We start from the raw sequence: 25,982 nt of genomic DNA on the forward strand, positions 1-25,982 counted from the left end.
GGAAACCCAATATGTGGAGGACGGGGATAAACAGTCCGTAAATTCCTGATTCTGTTCAACTAACATTCAGTGGGGGGAAAGATTCCCCACTGAATGAAGTTTCACTTTATCGGTTAAAAAGGAGGTTTCTCCAATGCAATTGTCGCAAATACTAAATTCAAATACATTAGGGCTTAACCGCACTGAGCGACAATCCCTTCGTCCTGGGCAAATCATCCAAGGTGAAGTATTGAAACTTTATCCTGAAAATAAAGCGGAAATTAGACTTGGTGGAAATCGTTTGATTGCAAGTTTACAAGTTGGTTTAGAGCTTGGTGGAAGCTATCATTTTCAGGTGGCTTCCACCGCTGGCTCGCTCCAGCTGCGTGTACTTGGCGAACAGTTAAAAAGGGATGATAAAGTTGATTTGTCCAAGCTTTTAAGGCAATTGGGAATAAAAACGACTAAGCACAATCTGCAATTATTGCAGCTTCTTATGCGCTATTCGGTTCCTTTTGATAAAAATGAATTTCAACAAGCAATAGAACTCTTAAAGGGTGAAAAAAATAAAACCCATGCAACAGCTGCATTAGTGGAAATGCTCGCAAAAAAATTGCCAATGACTGAAACAATTCTCCAGTCGTTCGTTACAAGTAAAACTGTGACGGTCTCAGAGCAACTGAATGTTGTATTACAACAGGCTAACAATTTGTCATCCACCTTAAGAACTGATATCGCGCAACGTATAGAGGGAAACATTATAAGATTAACTGAGGCTCCACTTCCCTTTCATGAAGCATTAATGAAGGAAATAAACAATCAGAATTCTGCGGATAACCAAACGTTATTCCGCACTTTACAAGGGTTAGGTGTAATTTCACCAAAAGTCGATTTTGCCGATTGGGTTAAGGAATGGAATAACTTCCTAAACATGCGGGCTAGTTCGCTAGAAAAAGGGCAAACGAGCCCAAGTCTTCCGTTCCGGATAAATGAAGAAGAAGTCTTTCAGTTATTTAACCGTTTGGCTGGGGAAAGAAATCGATTCCTTGGTGCAGTACAACAGTTTTTAAATCGCTGGGAACCGCAATTAAAATTATTGCAGGCATCCGGGAATACGATGCCGAGAGAATTAATTTCTGAAGTTCGACAAGACATAAATGAGACATTTTCCCCTTTATTAAACCGGCAACTGGCGGGAGGGACGGAAAAAGACGTTCTAGCAGTATTTCGGGGAATTCAGTCGCTCGGAAGCAAAGAAAATTTATCTTTATTAACTTCGCTCAGTAAACAAGCTAAAGATTCTGTGGAATTTCTTAACCTCGCGCCTAAGGAAAGATTCCTTGAACAAGTCCGCCAGTCCATTACCATGCTCGGGTTAAACTATGAGAATCGATTAGTAACAGAGAAAGAGCCAGGAAATCTAAACGATACATTAAAAGGGCTGCTTCTCCAGCTTGCGTCAAGTGAAGATAATTCGGGATCCCAGCATCAGACTAAATTACTGCACTTGATTCAAGGCTTGCAATTGCAGAGTGTGAATGAGACACCGACGAATATCCAGGCGATGTTACAAGTGCCGGCTGAACGTCTCGGACTTGTTAAAGATTTGATGATTGAACTGGAAGGAAAGAAAAATGATGAGGACAAAATCGATCCTGATTATTGTCGTATCCTTTTTTACTTGGAACTCGGAAATCTTAAAGAAACAGTTATTGATGTAAATATTCAGCAACGGTCGGTTTCATTGACGGTCTTTAATAATACACGAGGCATCCCGGGGATTGCCAACTTATTTAAAGATAAGCTTGGTGAAAATCTAGCAAACTTAAATTACCGTTTGACATCTATTACTTTTAAAAAGCTGGAAGAAAAAGAGAACCTACCAGCTATTATGGATGAGAAATTGTCAGATAGCAGACAGGGAGTTGATTTTCGCATATGACTGAAAAGCGTAGAAGAGCGGTTTCATTGAGTTATAAACAGGATAAGCACAACGCTCCTATTGTCAGTGCTGCAGGGAAAGGTTATGTAGCCGAAGAAATTATAAAACTTGCGGAAGAGCATAATGTACCAATTGTCGAGGATGAGAGTCTTGTAGAGTTATTAGCTGAATTAAATGTAAATGAAGTGATACCTGAAGAACTTTATCAAGTTGTCGCGGAAGTATTTGCATTTATTTATCAAGCAGATCGCGAATATGCTGATAAATCGTAAAGTGAAACTTCATTCAGTGGGGAATTCTTTACCTCCCCATTGAATGTTAGTTGAACAGAATCAGGCATTTACGGGCTGTATATCCCCACCTTGACATTTTGAGTTTCCCTTATGTTTAGATGAGGGGGATATTACAGACCGTTAATACGTGATAAAGTGAAACTTCATTCAGTGGGGAATTCCTTACCTCCCCACTGAATGTTAGTTGAACAGAATCAGGCATTTACGGGCTGTATATCCCCGTCCTTCACATATTTGGTTTCCCTTACGTTTAGCCAGGGGATATTACAGACCGTTAATACGTGATAAAAATATGCAAGATTATTAACCGACTTTCGCATATTTCTTGTGAAAACGGTTTTAATTTTATACAATGGAAGTGCATTTATTATGTTGGGAGGATGAAAGATGAACATTCATGAGTATCAAGCCAAAGGACTACTACGTGAATTTGGCGTGAAGGTTCCTAGAGGATATGTTGCGTATACTGTTGATGAAGCAGTGGAAGCAGCTGAAAAGCTAGGAACAGACGTTAACGTAGTAAAGGCACAAATCCACGCGGGTGGACGAGGCAAAGCCGGAGGGGTAAAAGTAGCTAAAAATATGGAAGAGGTTCGTACATATGCAGAGGAAATCCTAGGCAAAGTTTTAGTTACACAACAAACTGGACCAGAAGGCAAGGAAGTGAAACGGCTTTTAATTGAAGAAGGTTGCGATATCCAAAAAGAATACTATATTGGTGTCGTCTTAGACCGAGCAACTTCCCGTGTTGTCATGATGGGCTCTGAAGAAGGCGGTACGGAAATAGAGGAAGTCGCAGAAGCAACACCAGAAAAAATCTTCTATGAGGTTGTTGATCCGGTAGTAGGACTCATGCCTTATCAAGCCCGCCGTATGGCATTTAATATGAATATTCCTCATGATTTAATAAACAAAGCGGTCGGTTTCATGACTGCATTATATGAAGCTTTTGTAGCAAAAGACTGCTCGATTGCAGAGATTAATCCACTCGTTACAACTGGTGACGGGAATGTTCTTGCACTCGATGCTAAGCTGAATTTTGATGAAAACGCACTTTATCGCCAGCCAGAAGTGCAAGAACTTCGCGACTTGGATGAAGAAGATGAAAAGGAAATCGAAGCAAGCAAACATGACTTGAGCTATGTTTCCCTTGATGGGAATATCGGATGTATGGTGAATGGTGCAGGGCTTGCGATGTCTACCATGGACATTATCAAATATTATGGCGGCGAACCGGCTAACTTCCTCGATGTTGGTGGTGGTGCAACAGCTGAAAAAGTTACCGAAGCATTTAAAATCATACTTTCTGACGAGAATGTAAAAGGTATTTTTGTTAATATCTTTGGTGGCATTATGAAGTGTGATGTTATCGCTGAAGGGGTTGTGGCTGCTACAAAGGAAGTTGGCTTGCAAATTCCTTTAGTAGTCCGTTTAGAAGGAACAAACGTAGATTTAGGTAAGAAAATTCTAAATGAATCTGGCTTAAATATCACTTCTGCAAGTTCTATGGCGGATGGAGCGCAGAAGATTGTTTCTCTAGTTAAATAATTCGAAATCAATCTATGAAAATTGGAAAATAGAGAAAGGGCGGACAAACTAAATGGGTGTATTTGTTAATAAAGATACAAAAGTAATTGTCCAAGGCATTACCGGTGGAACAGCTAGATTCCACACGAAACAAATGCTTGAATACGGGACAAAAATCGTAGGAGGAACTTCACCGAAAAAAGGTGGTTCAGAAGTGGAAGGTGTGCCTGTTTTTAACACCGTTCAGGAAGCGGTTGATGCGACAGGTGCGAATGCGTCTGTAATCTATGTACCAGCACCGTTTGCGGCTGACGCAATCATTGAGGCAACGGATGCTGAACTTGATTTAGTCATCTGTATTACAGAGCATATTCCAGTACTTGATATGGTAAAAGTGAAGCGTTATATGGAAGGGAAGAAAACTCGTTTAATCGGCCCGAACTGTCCGGGTGTTATTACAGCTGACGAGACAAAGATTGGAATTATGCCTGGATATATCCATAAAAAAGGCCATATCGGAGTTGTTTCTCGCTCGGGAACACTTACTTACGAAGCAGTACATCAACTGACACAGGCTGGTTACGGTCAAACTTCCGCTGTTGGTATTGGCGGGGACCCAGTTAATGGTACTGACTTTATTGATGTCCTTGATGCCTTTAATAAGGATCCAGAAACAGAAGCAGTGATTATGATCGGGGAAATCGGCGGAACTGCTGAAGAAGAAGCGGCAGAATGGATAAAAGATAATATGACGAAACCAGTAGTCGGCTTTATTGGTGGAGCAACTGCACCCCCAGGAAAACGGATGGGACATGCTGGTGCTATCATCTCCGGCGGAAAAGGTACAGCCGAAGAGAAGACCCGCGTCATGAAAGATTGTGGCATTACTGTTGCTGATACACCTGCTGTTATGGGTGAAACAATGATTAAAGTATTGGAAGAAAAGGGCTTAGCTGAAAAGTGTAAAACCCTTTAATAAAATGAAAGAGGGCTGAAAGTATACTTTTAGCCCTCTTTACTAATAAAATAAGGATGTGAGGACAGTGAAGAATATTCGTTATCGATTGATTCATGTCCATCTGACGAATATAGCAAGCAGGAAAATGATTTATCGTTTTATGCTGAAAGATCCAACTCTAGCCTCGCTTTATGAAATGACCCCAACAGAATTAAACCTGCATTTTTCTCTTCGTATCGACACAGCAAATAAGCTCCATGCTCGCCTAAAAGATCCCGAATTAAAAAAACGCTTTATTGACGTGATAAAGCAATATAAGATCATTACAATAGTTGACGAGGACTATCCATCCATGTTAAGAAAAATAAAAGATGCTCCGCTTGTACTCTATGCTTGTGGGGATATATCTTTATTAAAGCAAAGTAAAATATTAAGTGTCATCGGTTCCCGCAAACCATCCAACGAGGCAATCCCGAAAATGGAGCATATCCTTCGTCCGTTGGTGCGGGATGAGTGGGTAATCGCAAGTGGTATGGCGAAGGGAATAGATGGCTATGCTCATCAACTTACACTCGACCATCACCAGAAAACAATAGCTGTTTTGGGTGGTGGCTTTGAATATATTTACCCGAAGGAACATATTACATTATTTAATGAGATAAGGAGAAGTGGCCTTGTTATTAGTGAATATCCTCCTTTTGTAAGACCAGCGAAGCACCATTTTCCAGAAAGGAACCGGATTATAAGTGGAATATCCTTTGGCACACTGGTGATTGAAGCGATGGAAAGAAGCGGGACGATGATAACGGTTGAACAGGCGCTTGATCAAGGAAGAGAAGTCTTCGCCGTTCCAGGATCACCCCTCATTCCTCAAACTAAAGGCTGTCACCTCCTTATTCAAGAAGGAGCCAAACTAACGCAACATGCCAGTGACATTCAAGAAGAATGGCTATCACAACAACAATTAGACAACTACAAAGTTGTGCGTTGACTCTCAGAAATTCTACTGGGGGCCCTCGAAAAGCGAATGTAGTTCCTTCTATTATAATGTCACATTTTAACCATTTAAACGTTGATTTTTTAAAAATGTAAATAGTATTTTTAGATAATAAGTTTGACAAAAGTTCAGTAAGTCATTAGTATAAGTGAAGATTTCATTTTTAAACCTCATCTTAGGAGGAAATGTTATGTCAGATTACTTAGTGATTGTTGAGTCGCCAGCAAAGGCGAAGACAATCGAGCGGTATTTAGGAAAAAAATATACTGTAAAAGCTTCAATGGGACATGTCCGTGATTTGCCAAAAAGCCAAACGGGTGTAGACGTTGAAAATGACTATACCCCCAAATATATAACAATCCGTGGTAAAGGCGAAGTGTTAAAAGAACTGCGCAAAGCCGCGAAAAAAGCAAAGAAAATATACCTGGCAGCTGACCCGGACAGAGAAGGGGAAGCAATCGCATGGCACCTAGCCCATGCCTTAAAAGTTGATGAAGACTCCGATTGCCGTGTTGTGTTCAATGAAATTACAAAAGACGCAATTAAAGAGTCATTTAAACACCCACGATCAATTGATCATGATTTGGTTGACGCACAACAAGCAAGACGAATACTCGACCGGCTCGTCGGTTACAATATCAGTCCTTTACTATGGAAGAAAGTGAAAAAAGGATTAAGTGCAGGAAGAGTTCAATCTGTCGCATTGAAAATGATCATTGACCGAGAAAAGGAAATCGTTAACTTTAAACCAGAGGAATATTGGACGATTGAGGCATTATTTCAAAAAGACAAAGAAACATTTGAAGGTAATTTCTACGGCGTGGACGGAAAAAAGCAGGAATTAAAGTCTGAAGAAGATGTGCAAAACATCCGGAAAAAACTTACCGAAGATTATTTCCGTGTAGAAAAAGTAAATAAACGGGAACGAAAAAGGAATCCTGCTAAACCGTTTATTACATCATCCTTGCAACAAGAAGCAGCAAGAAAGCTGAACTTCAGAGCAAGAAAGACGATGATGGTTGCCCAGCAGCTTTATGAAGGGATCGATTTAGGGAGGAAGTCTGGCGGGATTACAGGACTTATCACTTATATGCGTACAGATTCCACCAGAATTTCTGAGACAGCGAAAGAAGAAGCGAAAGGCTATATTGAAGAGAAGTATGGAAAAAAATTTATAGGTTCACAAAAAGGTTCAGCAAATAAACCGGGAGCACAAGATGCCCATGAAGCAATTCGCCCGACGTCCGTAATGCGTGATCCCCGTTCTTTAAAAGAGGTACTCTCTAATGATCAGTACCGACTTTACAAACTAATTTGGGAAAGATTTATTGCGAGTCTTATGTCACCTGCAGTAATGGATACTGTGACTGCTCATTTACTAAATAATGACGTTGAATTTAGAGCAACTGGTTCCCAAATCAAGTTCGAGGGCTTTATGAAAGTTTATATCGAAGGTACCGATGATAATAAAAAGGTGGAAAATAAGTTACTTCCAGATCTGGAAGAAGGAATGAAGATTGAAGCAAAAGAAATTGATCCGAAGCAACACTTCACACAACCACCGCCGCGATATACAGAGGCACGCCTCGTCCGTGCAATGGAAGAATTAGGGATTGGTAGACCGTCTACCTATGCACCTACCCTTGACACGATTCAGCGAAGAGGCTATGTGTCTATTGATAATAAAAGATTCATTCCAACAGAGCTTGGAACAATTGTAAATGACGCTGTAGAAGAGTTTTTTCCAGAAATAATCGATGTAGATTTTACAGCTGAAATGGAAAAAGATTTGGATGCAATTGAAGAAGGTAAAACAGGCTGGGTGGAAGTAATTGATAACTTCTACAAAGACTTTGAGAAGCGTCTGGATTTCGCTGAGAAAGAAATGGAAAAAATCGAGATTAAAGACGAACCCGCTGGTATTGAATGTGAGAAATGTGGCCATGAAATGGTCTATAAAATGGGAAGATACGGTACGTTCATCGCTTGTTCGAATTTCCCGGATTGCCGTAATACGAAGCCAATATTAAAAGAAATCGGTGTAGACTGTCCGAAATGTAAAGAAGGAAATATTGTTGAGCGTAAATCGAAAAAACGCCGAGTATTCTATGGCTGTGACCGATTCCCAGAATGTGATTTCGTATCTTGGGACAAACCAATCGCACGTCCTTGTCCGAAGTGTGAATCTTTACTAGTTGAAAAGAAAGTGAAAAAAGCAACCCAAGTACAATGTACAAATTGTGATTATAAAGAAGTCGAACAAAGCTAGCTGTTCATTCCGATGAGCAGCTTTATTTTTTTGCTAAAATTATGAATACATAAGGAATAGAATGGTAATAGTGATAATAACGAAAGAATCTTTATTATTTCATTAGATTAATTTTGTAAAATGTGAGATACTATACAACGGTAAAAATTTAGACTCTTATCTAATAAATCATTCACAAAATGTTCACCAAATTGTATTTTTCAAAATAAATTAAAATACTCTTGATTGACTATATATTATCCTAGGCATATAATTGTTTAGTGGCGGGCATGATTCGGGCTTAGAAGCGGAAAGATAAGTCAAATTATTTCGATATGCAGTAATATAGACCGATTCTGAATTTTGTTTTTATTTTGGTAAATTAATTGATTTCGAACATAGGCTATGTTATTATTTATTCAGGAAAATGATGGGGTGAAGAATTGGAGGATTTTGTACAAAAAAGTCAAGGATTTGTAGCATATCTTCAAATAGAAAAAAATGCTTCCCCTTATACAATTAAATATTATCAAGATGATCTGCAATCCTTCTTTCGTTTTTTAAAGGGGGAAGGGATAACGAGCCTTAAGGACGTTGATCCACAAGTTGTTCGTGTTTATTTAACCCAATTGTTTAACCAGGCGTTGTCAAGAAAATCCGTATCACGAAAAATATCATCCCTTAGAAGCTTCTATAAATATTTGGAAAGGGAAGATGATACGTACACGAATCCTTTCGTTCATATTCATTTGCCAAAACAGGAACGCGCTGTTCCCGGATTTTTATATATGGAGGAACTGGAGAAACTGTTTGAAGTAAATGATATGGCTGACCCATTAGGTCAACGTGATCAGGCATTACTGGAAATTTTATATGGAACAGGGATACGGGTTAGTGAATGCCAAGGCTTACTGCTTGAGGATATCGATTTTTCTGTAGGGACGATATTAGTAAGAGGTAAGGGGAGAAAAGAAAGGTATGTACCCTTTGGCCGATTTGCAGAGATTGCTCTCGAAACATATTTGACAGAGGGCCGGGTATTATTGTTGGAGAAGGCGAAAAGTAATACGGATGCCGTTTTCTTAAATGCTAGAGGAGCGCCCCTTACAACAAGAGGGATTCGTCTCATCTTGGATAAAATGGTGGATAAAGCGGCATTAACAATTAATCTCCATCCACATAAATTACGTCATACATTTGCGACTCATCTACTGAATGAAGGGGCAGATTTGCGTACTGTGCAGGAATTATTAGGTCATGAAAATTTGTCTTCCACCCAAATCTATACGCATGTTACAAAAAGTCATTTGCGCGATATTTACATGAAGACACATCCGCGGGCAAATGATAAATAGTTAATCGGGACGCGAGGTGAAGAAGATGTCAAATGAGATGCATGCTACAACCATTTTTGCCATTCAACATAATGGAAGTTGTGCGATATGTGGAGACGGTCAAGTTACATTAGGAAATGCAGTAATTATGAAACACCGGGCGAAAAAGGTCCGTAAATTATATAATGAGCAAGTATTGGCTGGATTTGCAGGTTCAGTAGCGGATGCATTCACCCTTTTTGAAAAATTCGAGAGCTACTTAAATGCATATAACGGTAATTTGACCCGAGCAGCTGTCGAACTTGCTAAAGAGTGGCGCAGTGACCGGGTGCTCCGGAAGTTAGAAGCCATGCTGATTGTTATGAATAAAGAAAGTATGTATCTTGTATCAGGAACAGGAGAAGTAATTGAGCCCGACGATGGGATTCTTGCAATCGGTTCAGGAGGAAACTATGCATTAAGTGCTGGTAGAGCTCTTGTGAGACACTCGAATAGTTTGTCTGCTGAACAAATAGCGAGAACTGCTCTTGAGGTGGCTGGAGAAATTGATGTATATACGAATGACCAACTCACCTTAGAGGTACTCAATTAATAGGAGGTATTTCCAAAGTATGGGAATGGAGCTTACTCCAAGACAAATTGTTGAACAATTGGATAAATACGTTATCGGGCAAAAGAGTGCAAAACGATCTGTTGCCGTTGCCCTCCGGAATCGTTATCGACGCATGCAACTGGACGATACGATTAAAGAAGAAATTGTGCCGAAGAATATTTTAATGATTGGTCCTACTGGTGTAGGTAAAACCGAAATTGCCCGCAGACTTGCGAAAATGGTAAGAGCGCCTTTCATTAAAGTTGAAGCAACGAAATTCACAGAAGTCGGTTATGTCGGTAGAGATGTGGAATCGATGGTTCGGGATCTCGTTGAAATGTCCGTCCGCATGGTGAAAGAAGAAAAGCTTGTGAATGTGCAAGAAGCAGCCGAGAAGGAAGCGAATAAACGATTGGTTAATTTGCTCGTTCCGCAAACTAAGAAACAGACACAGATGAAGAATCCTTTTGAAATGCTTTTCACAAACCAACCAGCAAGCGATGATGTGGGTACAGATGATCCTAAAGACGCGGAAATCAGGAGTAAGCGTGAGCAAGTTGAGCGAATGCTTGCCCTTGGAGAAATGGAAGACAAAATCGTTACGGTGGAAATTGTTGAGACACCACCTTCCATGTTTGATATGCTGCAAGGTTCGGGTATGGAGCAAATGGGGATGAATATGCAAGACGCCCTTGGACAATTCATGCCAACGAAAAAGAAGAAGCGTAAACTGCCGGTCCGTGAAGCAAGGGAAGTGCTAACGCAACAAGAAGCACAGAAACTTGTCGATATGGAAGAGGTTGCTCAAGAAGCAACAAAGCGTGCAGAACAGACTGGAATTATCTTTATCGATGAAATCGATAAAGTAGCTGGTGGCGGGAATGAGCAAGCAAACGTCTCCCGGGAAGGTGTCCAGCGGGATATCTTACCGATAGTTGAAGGATCCACAGTCGTTACAAAGCATGGTCCAGTTAAAACAGACCATATTTTATTCATTGCTGCAGGTGCCTTCCATATGTCGAAACCATCTGATTTAATTCCTGAGCTTCAGGGGAGATTCCCGATTCGGGTGGAATTGGAGAAGCTATCAGTAGAAGATTTCAAGCAAATACTGACAGACCCTTCAAATGCGCTGACAAAGCAGTATGAAGCATTATTACAAACGGAAGAAATCAAGATAGTATTTAAAGAGGATGCCATTGAGCGTCTCGCCGAGGTTGCTTACCAAGTCAACCAAGATACCGATAATATCGGGGCACGGAGACTTCATACTATTCTAGAGAAGTTATTAGAAGATTTATTATTTGAAGCTCCAGATATTACAATGGAAACAATTGAAATAACTTCGGCGTATGTCGATCAAAAATTAGGTAATATTGTAAAGAACAAAGACTTAAGTCAATTCATCTTATAAAATAAAAACACAAATGGAGGATTTCTAATGAAACTATTAGACAGAGCAAGAAAAATTAATGCAATGTTACAAAAAACAGCAGGTAAATCAGTAAACTTCAATGAGATGTCCGCAACATTACGTGACGTAATTGGTGGCAACATCTATATCGTAAGCAGAAGAGGAAAACTTCTTGGGGTTGCGGTAAGTCAAGAGGTTGAAAATGAACGTATGAAGCAAATGCTAGAGGAAAGACGTTTTCCTGAAGATTATACGCAAGGTTTATATAATGTTCATGAAACAACAGCAAACCTTGACATTAACAGTCCGCAAACGGTTTTCCCTGAAGAGAACAAAGAGCTCTTTAAAGATGGGCTGACAACAATTGTTCCAATTCTTGGTGGGGGAGAGCGCCTTGGAACATTGATTCTCGGACGTGTAGAAAATGCATTCAATGATGACGATTTACTTTTAGCTGAATATGGTGCAACAGTTGTCGGAATGGAAATTCTCCAAGAGAAATCTGAAGAAATTGAAATGGAAGCAAGAAGTAAAGCTGTTGTTCAAATGGCTATCAGCTCCCTTTCTTATAGTGAACTAGAAGCGATCGACCATATCTTTGAAGAATTGAACGGTAATGAAGGTCTACTCGTTGCAAGTAAAATTGCCGACCGTGTAGGTATTACTCGTTCAGTGATTGTGAACGCACTTCGTAAGCTGGAAAGTGCTGGAGTAATCGAGTCTCGTTCATTAGGTATGAAAGGAACATATATTAAAGTTTTAAATGATAAATTCTTAGTTGAACTTGAGAAATTACGTTCCAGATAAGTTGATGTTAAAATCAATAAACAAATGGAAAACATGAAGAAAATGTTTTCCGTTTGTTTATTTTTTGTCAAATTTACTTATAGGTACATAAAGGTTTTAATTCGTTTCAACTGATTCCTTTGACACATGCATAAAGAACTGTGTTATAATAAGTTGTCGAACTTTGATTGGATTTCTATGCAAATAAAACGAATTTACTTATCTGTTTTCTGTCGAATGTCGATATAAACAAGTAAAAAATACTTTGGACCTAGTCTTTTATAACTATTTTGTCGAATTGTGTTAGAAAAACATGAAAAAGATAGACATTATATAGGAATTAAATTACAATATTCGTAGTAGTAATTTATTAGTTGACCGAACCAATAGCAAATTGGACATAGGAGGAAAAATCGTATGGATTTATTTGGCGGAACCATTTCGAATTTGGAAAGTTCGCTAGATTATGCTTCGGCTAGAAACCGGACGATTTCCAACAACATCGCAAATGCAGACACCCCTGGATATAAGTCGCAGGATGTTGTTTTTAAAGATGTGCTTAGTGATGAAATGAACAACCAAATTCAAGCGAAACGAACACACCCACGGCATATTCCGTTTTCTAGTTCAAAAGGACCGAATCACCAAGTGGTTACCAATAAAAACACAATGTATCAACATAACGGGAACAATGTGGATATTGACAAAGAAATGACGGAACTCGCAAAAAACCAAATCTATTATAATGGTTTGATCGATCGGATCAACGGAAAGTTTGGCAGCTTGCAAACAGTTATAAGAGGAGGTAATTAAAGTTGTCGATCTTCCATAGCATCAATACGAGCGGCAGTGCATTAACTGCTCAGCGTCTTAGAATGGATGTTGTTTCATCAAATATCGCAAACAGCGAATCGACCAGATCCAGAGTGGATGAAAATGGTGAGTGGGAACCGTATCGCAGAAAGATGGTTTCCTTTCAAAATGAAGGAGCAAGCTTCCGTTCCCATCTACAGGCTGCAAATAATAAAGCGAATGGTACAGAAGGTGTGCGAGCTTCCGTAATTACAGAAGACGAAACACCTTTTAAGATGGCTTTTAATCCAAATCACCCAGATGCTGATGAAGCAGGCTACGTAGCAATGCCAAATGTAGATCCATTACAAGAAATGGTTGATCTTATGAGTGCCACTAGGTCTTACGAAGCGAACATAACCGCTTTGAATGCAAGTAAAGGACTACTTATGAAAGCACTCGAAATTGGAAAATAGAAGTGTAAGGAGCAGGTAATATGAATATTCAGCTCAACCCCCATATGAAGGTACAGCCGGACATGTCAGTGAATAATCGGGCCACTCCGGCAGAAGCCCAAGCAAATTTTGCAAACACGTTAAAAGGTGCTATCGAGAATTTAAATGAATTGCAAGTTGAATCCGATAAAATGACAGATAAACTCGCTTCAGGAGAGGTACAAGATTTGCATCAAGTAATGATAACAGCTCAAAAAGCGAGTATCACACTTGAGACGACGGTAAAATTACAGCAAAAAGCAATTGATGCCTATAACGAAATAATGCGGATGCAAATATAATGGAAAACGACTATCGAAGAATATACATAGTATGTAACTATTTGATAAGCAGTGTATAGTGGTGGAGGATTTTATGAAGGAAAAGTTATTGAAATGGAAAGAGTCATTTACAGCGTTTTGGAGAAATCGTTCAAAACAGCAAATGATATACATTGGATCGGCCGCAGGTATCCTTATCGTTATTATCGGCATCTCTTTTTACATGTTTAGCTCGAATGAAAGATTTGTGCCATTATATTCTAATTTATCCATTCAGGAAACGAGTCAAATAAAAGCTGAACTTGATACAAGAGGTGTGCCCTATGAGTTAAAGGATAGCGGTACGACCATAACCGTACCTGAAGACCGAGTAGATACATTACTTGTTGAACTTGCCGGACAAGGGCTACCGAGTAGTGGGAATATCGATTATTCTTTCTTCAGTGAAAACTCATCTTTCGGGACTACAGAAAATGAGTTTAATATGATGAAACTAGATGCGATGCAAACGGAATTAGCGAATTTAATTACAAGTATTGATGGCATCCAAAGTGCAGAAGTAATGATTAATCTGCCGGAACAGACTGTATTTGTTGGCGAGGATACAGGGGAAACAACTGCAGCGATTGTGCTCGAAACGCAACCGGGCTATCAGTTTGAAGAACATCAGATTCGTGCCCTTTATCATTTAGTATCAAATGCAGTTCCGAATTTATCAAAAGAAAATATTGGGATCATGAATCAGTATTTTGAGTACTATGACCTTGATAACAATTCACAATATGCAGTTCAAAATGCCCATGACTATCAACAAACCGTGAAAAAAGAAGTGGAACGTGATGTCCAGCGTAGGCTGCAACAGATGTTAGGGGCAATGGTTGGGCTTGATAACGTGATTGTGTCGGTTACCGCAGATATCGACTTCACACAGGAAAATCGGGTAGAAGAATTAGTTGAACCGGTTGATATTGAAAACATGGAAGGCCTTCCGGTGAGTTTAGAAACTATTCAGGAATCCTACACGGGAGACGCGGGTGAAGGTGGTGTCCCTGGAAGTGGTGAGAATGATGTGACAAACTACCCAGGCGCTGTAGCTGGAGAAGATGGAGATTATGAGTTTGATAAGGAAGCAATCAATTATGAATTTAATCGAATTCGTAAAGAAATTGTGGAAAGTCCCTATAAAATTCGTGACCTTGGTATTCAAGTAGCAGTCGATCGTGTGAAAGAAGGAGATGAAGAGAATCCGCAATTTCTGACGCAACAGGAGCAAAATGCGGTAGAAGAAGGAATATCATCGATCCTTGCCTCCATTCTCAACACGTCAATCGACACAGAAGACGGCGACGAGGTAGACCCAGAGGATAAATTCTCCATTGTCTTTCAGGAATTCTCGGGTAATCCGATTGTAGAAGAAGCAGAAAGTGCCGCTATTCCTACTTGGGTTTATATTGTTGCGGGAATTTTATTCTTACTCATTCTGGTGTTAGTCGTATTACTAATACGGAATAGACGAGAATCTGATCCGGAAGCAGTAGAAGTAGAAGAAGAAGCTCCGCGTAGAGAAGTTACGCAAAAGGTTCCTGATTTACCCGAACAAGATGAATCGGAATCAGTTGTTCGCAGGAAGCAATTAGAGAAGATAGCCGAGGAAAAACCGGAAGACTTTGCTAAATTATTAAGAAGCTGGATTGGCGAGGATTAGGAGGAAAGTGTTCATGGCAAGACAGAAACTTACCGGGAAACAAAAAGCGGCGATTCTATTAATCTCGTTAGGTCCCGATGTTTCCGCTCAAGTTTATAAACATTTAACGGAAGAAGAAATCGAGAAGCTAAGCTTGGAGATCTCTTCCGTTAAACGGGTGGATTCGGAAATGAAAGAAGAAGTTATTGAACAATTTCATCAAATAGTAATCGCTCAGGATTATATTACGCAGGGTGGTATCGGTTATGCGAAAACGGTTCTTGAAAAAGCTTTTGGTAAGCAGGAGGCTACTTCTATTATCAATCGCCTTACCTCATCCCTACAGGTAAGGCCTTTTGATTTTGCTAGAAAGGCAGATCCCCAGCAAGTGCTTAACTTTATTCAAAATGAACACCCTCAGACAATTGCATTAGTGCTGTCTTACCTAGAACCGGAACAATCGGGACAAATTCTTTCCGAACTGCCGCAAGACGTACAGGCAGATGTCGCACGAAGAATCGCAACGATGGATTCCACTTCGCCTGAGATCATTGCTCAAGTAGAGCGAGTGCTAGAGAATAATCTGTCGGCATCATTAACGGAGGATTATACACAAACGGGTGGCATCCAAGCAGTAGTAGAAGTGCTGAATGGGGTTGATCGTAGTACAGAACGGACTATTCTCGACACTTTAGAAGCACAAGATCCAGAGCTTGCTGACGAAATTAAAAAACGTATGTTTGTCTTTGAAGATATCGTTATTCTGGATAACCGGGCAATTCAGCGTGTTATCCGAGAAGTCGAAAATGATGACCTCCGTCTTGCATTGAAGGTTGCAAGTGAGGAAGTGAAAGGTGTTATTTTCACTAACATGTCCGAACGGATGGCGGAGACCTTTAAAGAGGAAATGGAATATATGGGGCCGGTTCGTTTACGTGATGTGGAAGAAGCCCAAATGAGAATCGTTGCAACAATCCGCAGACTAGAAGATATTGGTGAAATTGTTATCGCGAGAGGTGGAGGTGACGACATCATTGTCTAGAGCGATGGAATCAAATGAACTTCCAAAACGAGAAATTAAAGTTAAGCCGATAGAATATGTGAGAAAACAGTCGTCAGAAAAAGAATCAGAAGAAGCAATCGAAAACGTGTTAGCGAATCTTCAACAAGCAGAAGAAGAGCTAGAACAAATAGAGCAACGGAAGGCGACGATGCTTGCCGAGGTACAGACAGAAATCAACAAAGCGCGGGAAAACTGGGAAGAAGAAAAAGCCGTACTCATGGAAGCTGCCAAGAAGGCTGGGTACGAAGCTGGTTTCCAAGCGGGAAAGAAAGCAAGTATAGAACAGTACGAATCTCTACTAGCTGAGGCCAACAACATTGTCGATCTTGTTAAAGTTGACTATCAAAAGACTTTAGAGCAGACAGAAGATGCCATTACCGACATTGCTATTCATACAGCAGAAAAAATTCTTGGTGAAAAACTGAACGAATCACCTGAAAAATTCTTAGAAATTGTCAGGCTGGCATTAAAGGAAATCAACGATCAATCCATTGTATCCATCTATCTTCATCCTAATAATTATGAAACTGTGTTGGCGCAAAAGACTGAACTGACGCGGATGCTAGAGAAGGATACGAAACTATCCCTATACATAGATGAAGAGTTACCGGAAAATAGTTGCATCATCGAACACCCTTTTGGGCAAATCGATGCATCCATCGACACCCAGCTCGAAGCAATCCGCAACGCCTTAAAAGAATTAGTAATGGAGCATGAATGATGATTGTAGAAGACTATATTCAAGCGATTGAAAATGCTGATCCTTATAAACGCTATGGTAAAGTTTCACGTGTTGTTGGAATAATGATTGAATCACTCGGACCTGAAGCAAACATTGGAGAGGTCTGCTATATCCATTCTGCGACAAAGAAACGGAACCCGATACTAGCAGAGGTAGTAGGATTTAATAACGAGAATATTATCCTCATGCCATACAGTGAAGTGACTGAGATTGGTCCGGGATGTTTAGTCGAATCGACCGGCAACCCTTTAACGATTAAAGTGGGAAGAGGGTTGATAGGTACAGTGGTAGATTCGCTCGGTAACCCGCTTGATGGTTCTCCGTTACCTAAGGGATTGTCCAGTTATTTGACGGAACAAGCGCCACCAAACCCACTAGAAAGACCGCCGATTCATGAGGCGAATCAAGTCGGTGTTAAAGTTATTGATGCCCTGCTTACGATGGGGAAAGGTCAACGTGTCGGTTTATTCGCAGGAAGTGGTGTGGGAAAAAGTACTTTACTAGGCATGATTGCTAGAAACAGTAATGCAGATATTAATGTCATTGCATTAATCGGCGAGCGAGGCAGAGAAGTGCGAGAATTTATCGAAAAAGATTTAGGCCCAGAAGGTTTGGCAAAATCTATCGTAGTTGTCGCCACATCTGATCAGCCTGCACTTATGCGAATTAAGGGTGCTTATACTGCTACCGCTATTAGTGAATATTTTCGGGAACTTGGTTTTCAAGTTAATTTACTAATGGATTCTGTTACCCGTGTCGCCATGGCGCAACGGGAAATTGGGCTTGCCGTCGGTGAACCGCCGACAACGAAAGGATACACCCCGTCTGTGTTTTCCATCTTGCCCAAATTGCTGGAACGAACAGGTACGAATGCATTAGGTGCAATTACTGCATTTTACACCGTTCTTGTCGATGGAGACGATATGAATGAACCGATCGCGGATGCTGTTCGAGGGATTTTAGACGGACACTTTGTAATGGACCGGAAATTAGCGGAGCGCGGCCAATATCCCGCAATTAATGTATTGAAATCAATCAGCCGTGTCATGAACCAAATAGCAAGTCGAGAGCACAAGCAAGTGGCCAGTGAGATACGTTCTTTGATGGCGACATATGAAGAAAATAGTGAATTAATCCATATCGGAGCGTATAAGAAAGGCTCCAACCAAGAGATTGATCGTGCTATTACGTATTATCCGAAAATCCAGCATTTTTTAAAGCAAGATGTCCAGGAAGATAATACTTTAGAAGAAGCGATTGATATGATGAGCCAGATCATTAATGGAGGAATGTCCTGATGTCACAAACCGTCTCATTAACAAAATTATTGAATGTTCGAGAAAATGAGAAAAAAGTTGCGCAGAAAGCATTTTTAAATTCACAGGAAGCTTTTGAAAAAGTAGCTACAAAGCTATACGAGCTTCTCAAGAAAAAGGAAATGGCAGAAGAATCCTATGATGAATTTATTCAAGATCAGACACCAGTTGAACGTATTAAAGAACAGATTACGTATATTGAGAATCTGAATGATGCAATCATCCATTTGCAAAGAGAAGTTCAACTTGCAAGATCACAAATGGAAAAGAAACAACAGCATTTAACAGATGCTCATATCGAGGTTAAGAAATTCGAAAGTATTATCGAAAATCGAAAAAAACAGGAAACAGACAGAAGAGCAAAGCTAGAAAAAGCGTTTATGGATGAAATTTCAATCAACCAATACTTAAGCAATCAAAATAGGTGAATTAAATGGCCAGTAACATGAACTATGAAAAAAAGAAAATGAATCCAGTCCTATGGCTGTTATTTGCGGTCATTATACCTCTTTTCATCGTTATTGTAATTATCGTCGTCATCTTAAACTTTGCCGGATTCAGTGTTATGGATTGGACAAAGGAGAAGGGTAGCGAGCTCCCTGTTATATCAAATTTTATAACAAGCCCAGAAGAGGATGCTTTAGAAGAGGAGATTTCCCGTTTAACGGAAGAACTGGAAACACAGACGAACGAACTCGAACAGATGGAGACGTATATAGCTGACTTAGAAACAACGATTGATCAAATGGAACAAGAAGCAGAACAAGAGGAATTGGGCAGCCCACCAGACGAGCCCGCTGAGCAAGAAGAGGAATCTGTAGCGGGGGAAACAGATAAATCCTTAAGAGATATGGCAAAAACATTTGAAAAAATGAAAGCAGCAAGTGCTGCAGCCATTCTCGCTAAAATGGATGAAGAACAAATTGTTCTGATTCTAAATGAGATCCCAAGCGACGCGCGAGGCGATATTTTGCAAGCAATGGAAGCGGAACTTGCTGCCAAACTTGCTGCTAAGATGCTGAATTAATGAATGAACATCTTTGAAGGGAGGTGAGAAAATGGAAGCGAATATGACGTTATGGCAATGGGTCGCTTTTATGGATTATCCAACTAAAGTAGGATCATCACCTGCCGAGTCGGATGAATTACAAAATGGCTCTGATTTTACGTACATGCTTGACGAGAAACTGACAGATTTGACAAAGACGAAGCAGGAGAATCGGACTGATGAGACGTCTGTGGAACAAGATGATTTACTTGAAATGCTGCGTTCCTTTTTCACGAAGCTAGATAAAGAAGACTTATTATCTATACTTGATGAGCTGGAAGAAACCGATGGTGTCTCTTGGGATGGAATGTTAACTGTTGAGGAAAAAGCTGATACGGAGCCTTCCACTAAGAAAACGGAAGATGACCCGCAAATAGTCAAGGAGACTGATGAAAAGGCAGATCTTGTTGAAACAATTCTAACCTTGATTCATGCATTGCCTACAGAAAAAAGGGAAGAGTTTATCGGTAAATTCACTGGGCAAATGGAGCAGGTATCTGAAACGGATTTTGCACGAATATCAGGAGATTTACCATCAAACTTAACAAACAACATATCAGTAAATCCTCCTGTTGACATGGCGGAACTAGAGAAGGAAGTCAATGAATTGTTCGTGGAAATTGAACAAAAACTCTCGCTGATTGAGACACAAGAAGATGTAGCAAGAGTCGCTCCGAAAATTCTTGAGTATTTAATGGCTTGGCAACAACTGAGTGAAAAAGCAGGTAACCAAACTGAATTATTGCCGTTTGTAAAAAGAGAAACTAATAACCAAACACCGGCAATTTGGCAGGATCTTGTAAAGCTTTATCAACAGAAGATGAATTTTCATACAAAAAGTGTATATGCACTTGAATCAAAAGTGACGAACACAGATATCATCCGGTGGATCGGTAATGCTTTCGAAATGACAGTCCACAAAGAACAGCCAGTTACAACTGCTCAGGCACAGCCTGTGCAAATGCCAATTTCACAAGTGGAGCAAATGGTTATCCATCTGCCGTCAAACTCGGATAACAATCAAGCAGGAAAAGCGTTGATAGAACAGTTCAACCGATTGATTGATTCGAAGAGCATAGTCTTCCAGCAACCAAAAGGACAGCTTGCGATCACATTAAAACCGGCTAACCTTGGAGAAATGCTCGTACGCTTTACCCAGGTTGATGGGGAAATGATTGTAAAAATCATGGTTACAACGAATGCTGCAAAGAAAATGCTTGAAGCAAACGGACAACAATTAAGGCATATGTTCGCACCGCATCAAGTTGTGATTGAAAGAAATGAGACACTCGTACAACAATCACAAGCAACTTATAAAGAAGAAGGACAAGCGGAGGGACATGAGCAAGATGATCAATCAACTTCTGATCATAAGGAAGAAAAGGATGAAAATGAAACATTTGCAAGTCTTTTTGATGAATTGATTTTAAATGAGAAAGTGTAGGTGAAGATATGTATAAAGTTGATCCATCCTTCTACTTATCCAATCAACCGAATACAAGGGAGCCTAAGCCGGATCTTGATAAAGAGGGTTTTATGAAGATTCTAATCACACAGCTTCAGCAACAGGATCCAACTGATCCGATGGATAGTAAGGAAATGGTGGCGCAAATGACACAGCTTTCTTCTTTAGAACAGATGATGAATATGTCGCGTTCCATTGAAATGCTCGTCCAAAGCCAACTCGTTTCACCTGTGATTGAATACAGTCATATGATTGGGAAGTTTGTCTCTTACGAATTGGATAATGAAGACTCGGAAGAAGAAACTGAAAATAAAATGAAAACGGGCCGAGTTGTTGGAGTCAGTCAAAAAGATGGCTGGGCAATACTTGAACTTGAAAATGGCGATAAAGTATATGCGGACGCTGTTAGAGAAGTAAGAAGTGAAGGTGAAGATACAGGTAAAGACGAAGGTAAAGATGAAGGTGAAGATTAAATAGGGATAAAGAGGATGTGAATGGTTATGGATCACCGTATACACCAAATACCGAAGCAAGCATTACATTTTCCTAAATCCATTCCGGCAAAGCAGCAGACTTCGAATGTTTCTTTTAACGATATTTTAACAGAACAGCAGAAGTTGAAAGTAAGTAAACATGCTTCTGATCGAATAAAGGAAAGGAACATCGATATCCCAGAGGAACTTTGGCAAACCATAGGGGAAAAAGTGCAAGAAGCAAGACAAAAAGGTATTACTGATTCATTAGTGGTATTGAATGAAGCAACTCTATTAGTCAGCGCAAAGAATAATACTGTTGTAACTGCGCTTGATCGGCAGGAAGCGGGTAACCGAATCTTCACAAATATTAATGGAACGATTTTAATTGATGAGTAGGCTGGACCATATTGGAAGCCCAATAAGCTATCGACTGATTGACATAGCTTAATAAAAATAATGCATATTAAAGGAGAAATTAATTATGTTACGTTCTATGTATTCAGGTATTTCAGGTATGAAAAACTTTCAAACGAAACTAGATGTCATCGGGAATAATATCGCCAACGTCAGTACTTCAGGATTTAAAAAAGGGCGGGTTACATTTCAAGAAATGATGAGTCAAACGACAGCATCCGGACAAGCAGCAACAGCAACACGGGGTGGAAAGAACGCTTCCCAAGTCGGTCTCGGTTCCCAACAAGGAACAATTGATAATATCCATACCCAAGGATTCCGTCAAACGACGAATAACCCACTTGACCTTTCTATTCAAGGGGATGGGTATTTTGCAGTTGAAGCTAATGGAGAAACCTTTTACACAAGAGCCGGAAACTTCTATCTGGATGACCAAGGATATGTTGTGAACGCTGATGGAATGTATTTGCAGACAGTGGATGGCGAACGAATTGAAATACCAGATAATGTTCAAAGCTTCAATATATTAACAGATGGTACTGTTGAGTATATCGATGCTGAAGGCGAGCGGCAAAATGCCGGTCAAATTGCAGTTGCCATTTTCTCGAATCCATCTGGATTAGTAAAAGATGGAAATAACTTATACAGAGAATCGGGAAGTTCTGGACCAGCGACCCTCGTGGCACCAGAATCAGATCAGAGTACATCAGCAATCATCAGCAACTCCCTCGAAATGTCTAACGTTGACTTAGCAGAGGAGTTTACGGAAATGATTACCGCTCAGCGTGGTTTCCAGGCGAATACGAGAATTATTACGACATCTGATGAGATTCTCCAAGAAATGGTAAATCTAAAACGATAATAAGGAGGAGCGGGGTGACTTACTAAGAGGTTCGTCACTCCCGCCAAATTTATGAATTTATGATTGAATTAAAAAAGTTAAATGATGAGTCATTTGCCTTAAATGCAATCTTAATTGAGCAAGTCCAAGCACTTCCAGATACGACAATCACACTAATCAACGGCAAAAAGGTAATTGTCCAAAACACAGTAGCTGAAGTACTCCACTTAATTAAAATGTTTTATAAGGAAATCGGCTTGCAGGAAGTTTACAAACAAGTAGGTGACCAAAATGAGTAGATTAGTAAAAGTTATGATCACATCTCTCGCAGTCTTATTAGTCGGAGCAATTTCCGCTTTGATTGTTGTATTGAATGTACAAGGGGCAGATGAAGAAAAAGAGCTGACGATTGATGAAGTTGTAAAATATTCTTATGAGACACCAGAAATCGTCACGGATCTGCAGGACGGGACGTTTGTCAGAATTCAATTTCAAATTGTAACAGACGGCAAAGCTGCTCATGAAGAAATAAGTTTACGAGATTTCCAACTAGTGAATATACTGATTAAGGAACTCGCTGTCATGGACGTGGAAACATTCAAAACAGGACTAGGTGATCTCGAGGCAACAATTAAAGATAGTTTGAATGAAGTAATGACAGAAGGATCGATCACCGATGTATACACAATTGATAAAATACTGCAGTAAGAACTCCTCAGAAGGAGGTGTGGAACAAGATGGAAGAAATACTGTCTCAAAATGAGATTGATGTGTTGCTTTCGGCAATCACATCCGGAGAAATGGATGCAGAAGAATTAAAGAAGGAAGAAGAAGAGAAGAAGATTCGTGTCTATGATTTCAAACGGGCATTACGGTTTTCAAAAGACCAGATTCGCAGTATTTCCAGGATCCATGAAAACTATGCCCGCATGCTGACAACTTTTCTATCTTCGCATTTACGAACCTATGTACATATAGCTGTAACCTCCGTTGATCAGGTGCCATATGAAGAATTTGTCCGGTCCATATCCTCGCTGACCGTATTAAATCTATACAGCATGTCGCCATTAAAGGGAAATTTGCTTATTGAAGTCAATCCGAATGTCGCCTATGCGCTACTTGATCGAACCTTAGGTGGAAAAGGAACTACTGTTTCAAAAACGGATAGTTTAACAGAAATTGAAGTTATTTTACTGAAGCAAATATTTGAAAAGGCAACTTATAATCTGAAAGAAGCATGGTCAACTTTGATTGAAGTTGAACCGGTTCTTGAAGAGTTTGAAGAGAATCCACAATTCATCCAAATGGTCGCACCGAATGATACAGTTGTCGTTGTATCCATGTCGGCGGCAATTGGGGAAACGACAGGCATGATTAATCTATGTATCCCACATACTTTGCTGGAACCGATTATTCCCAAGTTATCGGCTCATTATTGGATGGATAATACCGCAGCAGAGCCGGATGAGAATGCCTACCGGAAATTAAGCAATAATTTACAAACTGCTGAAGTGGATGTTCGTGCTATTCTCGGGGAGACAACCATTTCGATCAATGAATTTTTAAAGTTGCAATCAAATGATATTATCGCGCTTAACCAGCAGATTGAAAATCCATTGTTGCTTACAGTGAATGAGGAACCAAAATTTTATGTTCAAGCGGGTAAGCAGAAGAGAAAGATAGCTGTTCAAGTACTAGAGGAAATTAAAAAGGGGGTTAACGCCCATGAATGATGGTATGTTATCTCAAGATGAAATTGATGCACTTCTCAATATAGGTACAGAGAAGGATGATAAACAAGAACCCGGCAACGATACTTACTTATCCGATATAGAGATTGATACAATCGGAGAAATTGGAAATATCTCCTTTGGAAGTTCTGCCACAACCTTATCGACATTACTCAACCAGAAGGTAGAAATAACTACTCCATCTGTAAGTATTATTGAAAATGAGGAATTGGAAAAAGAATTTACTTTCCAGCCGGTTAGTATCCAAGTTGATTATACAAAAGGCTTTACAGGAAGGAACATCCTTGTCATAAAAGCAACGGATGCAGCGATCATTGCCGATATTATGCTAGGTGGAGATGGGAAAGAGCCGGATGAAACACTTCCAGAAATATATATAAGTGCTGTCCAAGAAGCAATGAATCAAATGATGGGAACAGCGGCCACTAGCATGTCTACCGTTTTCAATAAAAAAGTGGATATATCTCCACCACAGATTATTGAAGGTTCAATCGAATCGGAAGCGAAAGAGATTTTCCAAGAAGATGTTTATGTCAAAATATTTTTCCGTCTCATTGTTGGTGACTTAATCGATTCAAACATGATGCAGCTCATTCCATTAGGTTTTGCTAAGGAATTAGTGGCTGACTTGCTGTCGGGTACTGCGGAAGAGCAATCCGCTGCCAAACAAGAATCGGCTGCAACGAGCACTGTGGAATTACCCACAAGAGATGCGTTTAAGTCTGAGGATGGACATCAAGCACAGGAACCTACCCGGAAACCGGAAGTGCAAAAGAAACAAACTCAACCAACCGAATCCCAATATCTTGGCAATGCATTCGATCAAGAGCGTGCAGCAATCGAACAAGCAACGTTCTCTGAATTCGAACCTGCACCACTTTCACAAAATGAGCAGAATAACTTAGATATGTTACTCGATATCCCTCTTAAAGTGACAGTGGAGTTAGGAAAGACGAAGAAAACGATAAGGGATATTCTCGATTTATCGCAAGGTTCTATTGTAGAATTGGATAAACTTGCGGGAGAACCAGTTGATATTTTAGTTAATGGAAAGTTGATTGCAGAAGGCGAAGTTATTGTGATTGAAGAGAACTTCGGTGTACGGGTAACCGACATAATCAGTCAATCCGACCGAATAATGAAACTTAAATAAATTTATTGTAGGAGGATTAGAAAATGGCTAATAAAATTTTAATTGTTGATGATGCAGCATTTATGCGTATGATGATAAAGGATATTTTAGCGAAGAATGGTTACGAAATTGTTGGGGAAGCCCAGGACGGGAAAGAAGCAGTAGAAAAGTATAAGGAGTTACAACCCGATCTTGTAACGATGGATATTACAATGCCTGAAATGGATGGAATTACTGCGCTAAAGGAAATCAAAAGTATTAATCCAGATGCTACGATCATTATGTGTTCAGCTATGGGGCAACAGGCGATGGTTATTGATGCAATTCAAGCGGGAGCTAAAGATTTTATCGTAAAACCATTCCAGGCTGACCGTGTATTAGAAGCTATCCAAAAAGCTTTGAGCTAAGCGTCT

At 40.0% G+C, this 25,982-nt stretch carries 28 protein-coding genes; all 28 read left to right on the top strand.

Annotated features, from left to right (window positions below; all coding sequences use genetic code 11):
* Positions 1-133 precede the first annotated feature (133 nt).
* Positions 134-1,921, top strand: coding sequence for a TP0910 N-terminal domain-containing protein (locus IEX94_RS01230; protein WP_188855705.1), 1,788 nt, complete (start codon positions 134-136; stop codon positions 1,919-1,921).
* Positions 1,918-2,193, top strand: a complete 276-nt coding sequence (locus IEX94_RS01235) for an EscU/YscU/HrcU family type III secretion system export apparatus switch protein (RefSeq protein WP_156855469.1) — start codon at positions 1,918-1,920, stop codon at positions 2,191-2,193. Before IEX94_RS01230 ends, IEX94_RS01235 begins: the two co-directional genes overlap by 4 nt.
* A gap of 408 nt (positions 2,194-2,601) precedes the next feature.
* The gene (sucC, locus tag IEX94_RS01240) at positions 2,602-3,762 is read left to right on the top strand and encodes an ADP-forming succinate--CoA ligase subunit beta (RefSeq protein ID WP_188855706.1); all 1,161 of its coding nucleotides are present in this window, start codon (positions 2,602-2,604) and stop codon (positions 3,760-3,762) included.
* 52 nt (positions 3,763-3,814) lie between these two features.
* A complete protein-coding gene (gene sucD, locus IEX94_RS01245; protein WP_156855467.1) occupies positions 3,815-4,717 on the top strand; it encodes a succinate--CoA ligase subunit alpha in 903 nt (300 codons plus the stop codon).
* Between the two features lie 67 nt (positions 4,718-4,784).
* Positions 4,785-5,690 carry a DNA-processing protein DprA gene (dprA, locus tag IEX94_RS01250; protein ID WP_188855707.1) on the top strand — a complete coding sequence of 302 codons (906 nt, stop codon included), beginning with the start codon at positions 4,785-4,787 and terminating at the stop codon, positions 5,688-5,690.
* A 196-nt stretch (positions 5,691-5,886) separates the two neighbouring features.
* Positions 5,887-7,965, top strand: a complete 2,079-nt coding sequence (topA, locus tag IEX94_RS01255; RefSeq protein ID WP_188855708.1) for a type I DNA topoisomerase — start codon at positions 5,887-5,889, stop codon at positions 7,963-7,965.
* A gap of 422 nt (positions 7,966-8,387) precedes the next feature.
* Positions 8,388-9,299, top strand: coding sequence for a tyrosine recombinase XerC (xerC, locus tag IEX94_RS01260; protein WP_188855709.1), 912 nt, complete (start codon positions 8,388-8,390; stop codon positions 9,297-9,299).
* A 25-nt stretch (positions 9,300-9,324) separates the two neighbouring features.
* Positions 9,325-9,870 carry an ATP-dependent protease subunit HslV gene (hslV, locus tag IEX94_RS01265; RefSeq protein WP_188855710.1) on the top strand — a complete coding sequence of 182 codons (546 nt, stop codon included), beginning with the start codon at positions 9,325-9,327 and terminating at the stop codon, positions 9,868-9,870.
* A gap of 19 nt (positions 9,871-9,889) precedes the next feature.
* Positions 9,890-11,284 carry an ATP-dependent protease ATPase subunit HslU gene (hslU, locus tag IEX94_RS01270; protein WP_188855711.1) on the top strand — a complete coding sequence of 465 codons (1,395 nt, stop codon included), beginning with the start codon at positions 9,890-9,892 and terminating at the stop codon, positions 11,282-11,284.
* A 27-nt stretch (positions 11,285-11,311) separates the two neighbouring features.
* Positions 11,312-12,091, top strand: a complete 780-nt coding sequence (gene codY, locus IEX94_RS01275; RefSeq protein ID WP_188855712.1) for a GTP-sensing pleiotropic transcriptional regulator CodY — start codon at positions 11,312-11,314, stop codon at positions 12,089-12,091.
* Between the two features lie 396 nt (positions 12,092-12,487).
* A complete protein-coding gene (gene flgB / locus IEX94_RS01280; protein ID WP_188855713.1) occupies positions 12,488-12,883 on the top strand; it encodes a flagellar basal body rod protein FlgB in 396 nt (131 codons plus the stop codon).
* A gap of 2 nt (positions 12,884-12,885) precedes the next feature.
* Positions 12,886-13,338, top strand: a complete 453-nt coding sequence (gene flgC, locus IEX94_RS01285) for a flagellar basal body rod protein FlgC (protein ID WP_188855714.1) — start codon at positions 12,886-12,888, stop codon at positions 13,336-13,338.
* Positions 13,339-13,382: 44 nt separating this feature from the next.
* Positions 13,383-13,658: a flagellar hook-basal body complex protein FliE gene (fliE, locus tag IEX94_RS01290; RefSeq protein WP_505817269.1), complete on the top strand. Its 276-nt coding sequence runs from the start codon at positions 13,383-13,385 to the stop codon at positions 13,656-13,658.
* 73 nt (positions 13,659-13,731) lie between these two features.
* Positions 13,732-15,342 (top strand): flagellar basal-body MS-ring/collar protein FliF, encoded by a 1,611-nt coding sequence (gene fliF, locus IEX94_RS01295; RefSeq protein ID WP_188855716.1) that lies wholly within the window; start codon positions 13,732-13,734, stop codon positions 15,340-15,342.
* Between the two features lie 13 nt (positions 15,343-15,355).
* Entirely contained in the window at positions 15,356-16,363 is a 1,008-nt protein-coding gene (gene fliG / locus IEX94_RS01300; protein WP_156855457.1) for a flagellar motor switch protein FliG, read from the top strand.
* The gene (fliH, locus tag IEX94_RS01305) at positions 16,356-17,105 is read left to right on the top strand and encodes a flagellar assembly protein FliH (protein WP_229782519.1); all 750 of its coding nucleotides are present in this window, start codon (positions 16,356-16,358) and stop codon (positions 17,103-17,105) included. The genes fliG and fliH overlap by 8 nt, the downstream gene beginning before the upstream one ends.
* Positions 17,105-18,424, top strand: coding sequence for a flagellar protein export ATPase FliI (gene fliI, locus IEX94_RS01310; protein WP_188855718.1), 1,320 nt, complete (start codon positions 17,105-17,107; stop codon positions 18,422-18,424). The genes fliH and fliI overlap by 1 nt, the downstream gene beginning before the upstream one ends.
* A complete protein-coding gene (fliJ, locus tag IEX94_RS01315) occupies positions 18,424-18,870 on the top strand; it encodes a flagellar export protein FliJ (RefSeq protein WP_188855719.1) in 447 nt (148 codons plus the stop codon). Before fliI ends, fliJ begins: the two co-directional genes overlap by 1 nt.
* Before the next feature lie 5 nt (positions 18,871-18,875).
* Positions 18,876-19,469, top strand: coding sequence for a magnesium transporter MgtE N-terminal domain-containing protein (locus IEX94_RS01320; protein WP_229782520.1), 594 nt, complete (start codon positions 18,876-18,878; stop codon positions 19,467-19,469).
* A 31-nt stretch (positions 19,470-19,500) separates the two neighbouring features.
* Positions 19,501-20,934 (top strand): flagellar hook-length control protein FliK, encoded by a 1,434-nt coding sequence (locus IEX94_RS01325; protein ID WP_188855721.1) that lies wholly within the window; start codon positions 19,501-19,503, stop codon positions 20,932-20,934.
* A gap of 8 nt (positions 20,935-20,942) precedes the next feature.
* A complete protein-coding gene (gene flgD / locus IEX94_RS01330; RefSeq protein WP_188855722.1) occupies positions 20,943-21,428 on the top strand; it encodes a flagellar hook assembly protein FlgD in 486 nt (161 codons plus the stop codon).
* 27 nt (positions 21,429-21,455) lie between these two features.
* Complete coding sequence (locus IEX94_RS01335; protein WP_188855723.1) at positions 21,456-21,827, top strand: TIGR02530 family flagellar biosynthesis protein; 372 nt, start codon at positions 21,456-21,458, stop codon at positions 21,825-21,827.
* An 85-nt stretch (positions 21,828-21,912) separates the two neighbouring features.
* Entirely contained in the window at positions 21,913-22,707 is a 795-nt protein-coding gene (gene flgG / locus IEX94_RS01340) for a flagellar basal body rod protein FlgG (RefSeq protein WP_188855724.1), read from the top strand.
* Between the two features lie 59 nt (positions 22,708-22,766).
* A complete protein-coding gene (locus IEX94_RS01345) occupies positions 22,767-22,985 on the top strand; it encodes a flagellar FlbD family protein (RefSeq protein WP_188855725.1) in 219 nt (72 codons plus the stop codon).
* The gene (locus tag IEX94_RS01350; protein ID WP_156855448.1) at positions 22,978-23,394 is read left to right on the top strand and encodes a flagellar basal body-associated FliL family protein; all 417 of its coding nucleotides are present in this window, start codon (positions 22,978-22,980) and stop codon (positions 23,392-23,394) included. The genes IEX94_RS01345 and IEX94_RS01350 overlap by 8 nt, the downstream gene beginning before the upstream one ends.
* A gap of 29 nt (positions 23,395-23,423) precedes the next feature.
* The gene (gene fliM / locus IEX94_RS01355; RefSeq protein ID WP_156855447.1) at positions 23,424-24,419 is read left to right on the top strand and encodes a flagellar motor switch protein FliM; all 996 of its coding nucleotides are present in this window, start codon (positions 23,424-23,426) and stop codon (positions 24,417-24,419) included.
* Positions 24,412-25,590: a flagellar motor switch phosphatase FliY gene (gene fliY / locus IEX94_RS01360; protein ID WP_188855726.1), complete on the top strand. Its 1,179-nt coding sequence runs from the start codon at positions 24,412-24,414 to the stop codon at positions 25,588-25,590. Before fliM ends, fliY begins: the two co-directional genes overlap by 8 nt.
* Positions 25,591-25,613: 23 nt before the next feature.
* Positions 25,614-25,976 carry a response regulator gene (locus IEX94_RS01365; RefSeq protein WP_188855727.1) on the top strand — a complete coding sequence of 121 codons (363 nt, stop codon included), beginning with the start codon at positions 25,614-25,616 and terminating at the stop codon, positions 25,974-25,976.
* Positions 25,977-25,982: the final 6 nt, after the last annotated feature.

The sequence above is a fragment of the Oceanobacillus indicireducens genome (genome assembly GCF_014647195.1).
Lineage (GTDB): Bacteria > Bacillota > Bacilli > Bacillales > Amphibacillaceae > Oceanobacillus > Oceanobacillus indicireducens.

What these genes read in the sequence shown, in the direction of transcription:
- IEX94_RS01230 (WP_188855705.1), top strand. Translation starts at nt 134, where the DNA reads ATGCAATTGTCGCAAATACTAAATTCAAATACATTAGGGCTTAACCGC.
- IEX94_RS01235 (WP_156855469.1), top strand. Translation starts at nt 1,918, where the DNA reads ATGACTGAAAAGCGTAGAAGAGCGGTTTCATTGAGTTATAAACAGGAT.
- sucC (WP_188855706.1), top strand. Translation starts at nt 2,602, where the DNA reads ATGAACATTCATGAGTATCAAGCCAAAGGACTACTACGTGAATTTGGC.
- sucD (WP_156855467.1), top strand. Translation starts at nt 3,815, where the DNA reads ATGGGTGTATTTGTTAATAAAGATACAAAAGTAATTGTCCAAGGCATT.
- topA (WP_188855708.1), top strand. Translation starts at nt 5,887, where the DNA reads ATGTCAGATTACTTAGTGATTGTTGAGTCGCCAGCAAAGGCGAAGACA.
- hslV (WP_188855710.1), top strand. Translation starts at nt 9,325, where the DNA reads ATGTCAAATGAGATGCATGCTACAACCATTTTTGCCATTCAACATAAT.
- hslU (WP_188855711.1), top strand. Translation starts at nt 9,890, where the DNA reads ATGGGAATGGAGCTTACTCCAAGACAAATTGTTGAACAATTGGATAAA.
- codY (WP_188855712.1), top strand. Translation starts at nt 11,312, where the DNA reads ATGAAACTATTAGACAGAGCAAGAAAAATTAATGCAATGTTACAAAAA.
- flgB (WP_188855713.1), top strand. Translation starts at nt 12,488, where the DNA reads ATGGATTTATTTGGCGGAACCATTTCGAATTTGGAAAGTTCGCTAGAT.
- fliE (WP_505817269.1), top strand. Translation starts at nt 13,383, where the DNA reads ATGAAGGTACAGCCGGACATGTCAGTGAATAATCGGGCCACTCCGGCA.
- fliF (WP_188855716.1), top strand. Translation starts at nt 13,732, where the DNA reads ATGAAGGAAAAGTTATTGAAATGGAAAGAGTCATTTACAGCGTTTTGG.
- fliG (WP_156855457.1), top strand. Translation starts at nt 15,356, where the DNA reads ATGGCAAGACAGAAACTTACCGGGAAACAAAAAGCGGCGATTCTATTA.
- fliI (WP_188855718.1), top strand. Translation starts at nt 17,105, where the DNA reads ATGATTGTAGAAGACTATATTCAAGCGATTGAAAATGCTGATCCTTAT.
- fliJ (WP_188855719.1), top strand. Translation starts at nt 18,424, where the DNA reads ATGTCACAAACCGTCTCATTAACAAAATTATTGAATGTTCGAGAAAAT.
- IEX94_RS01320 (WP_229782520.1), top strand. Translation starts at nt 18,876, where the DNA reads ATGGCCAGTAACATGAACTATGAAAAAAAGAAAATGAATCCAGTCCTA.
- IEX94_RS01325 (WP_188855721.1), top strand. Translation starts at nt 19,501, where the DNA reads ATGGAAGCGAATATGACGTTATGGCAATGGGTCGCTTTTATGGATTAT.
- flgD (WP_188855722.1), top strand. Translation starts at nt 20,943, where the DNA reads ATGTATAAAGTTGATCCATCCTTCTACTTATCCAATCAACCGAATACA.
- IEX94_RS01335 (WP_188855723.1), top strand. Translation starts at nt 21,456, where the DNA reads ATGGATCACCGTATACACCAAATACCGAAGCAAGCATTACATTTTCCT.
- flgG (WP_188855724.1), top strand. Translation starts at nt 21,913, where the DNA reads ATGTTACGTTCTATGTATTCAGGTATTTCAGGTATGAAAAACTTTCAA.
- IEX94_RS01345 (WP_188855725.1), top strand. Translation starts at nt 22,767, where the DNA reads ATGATTGAATTAAAAAAGTTAAATGATGAGTCATTTGCCTTAAATGCA.
- IEX94_RS01350 (WP_156855448.1), top strand. Translation starts at nt 22,978, where the DNA reads ATGAGTAGATTAGTAAAAGTTATGATCACATCTCTCGCAGTCTTATTA.
- fliM (WP_156855447.1), top strand. Translation starts at nt 23,424, where the DNA reads ATGGAAGAAATACTGTCTCAAAATGAGATTGATGTGTTGCTTTCGGCA.
- fliY (WP_188855726.1), top strand. Translation starts at nt 24,412, where the DNA reads ATGAATGATGGTATGTTATCTCAAGATGAAATTGATGCACTTCTCAAT.
- IEX94_RS01365 (WP_188855727.1), top strand. Translation starts at nt 25,614, where the DNA reads ATGGCTAATAAAATTTTAATTGTTGATGATGCAGCATTTATGCGTATG.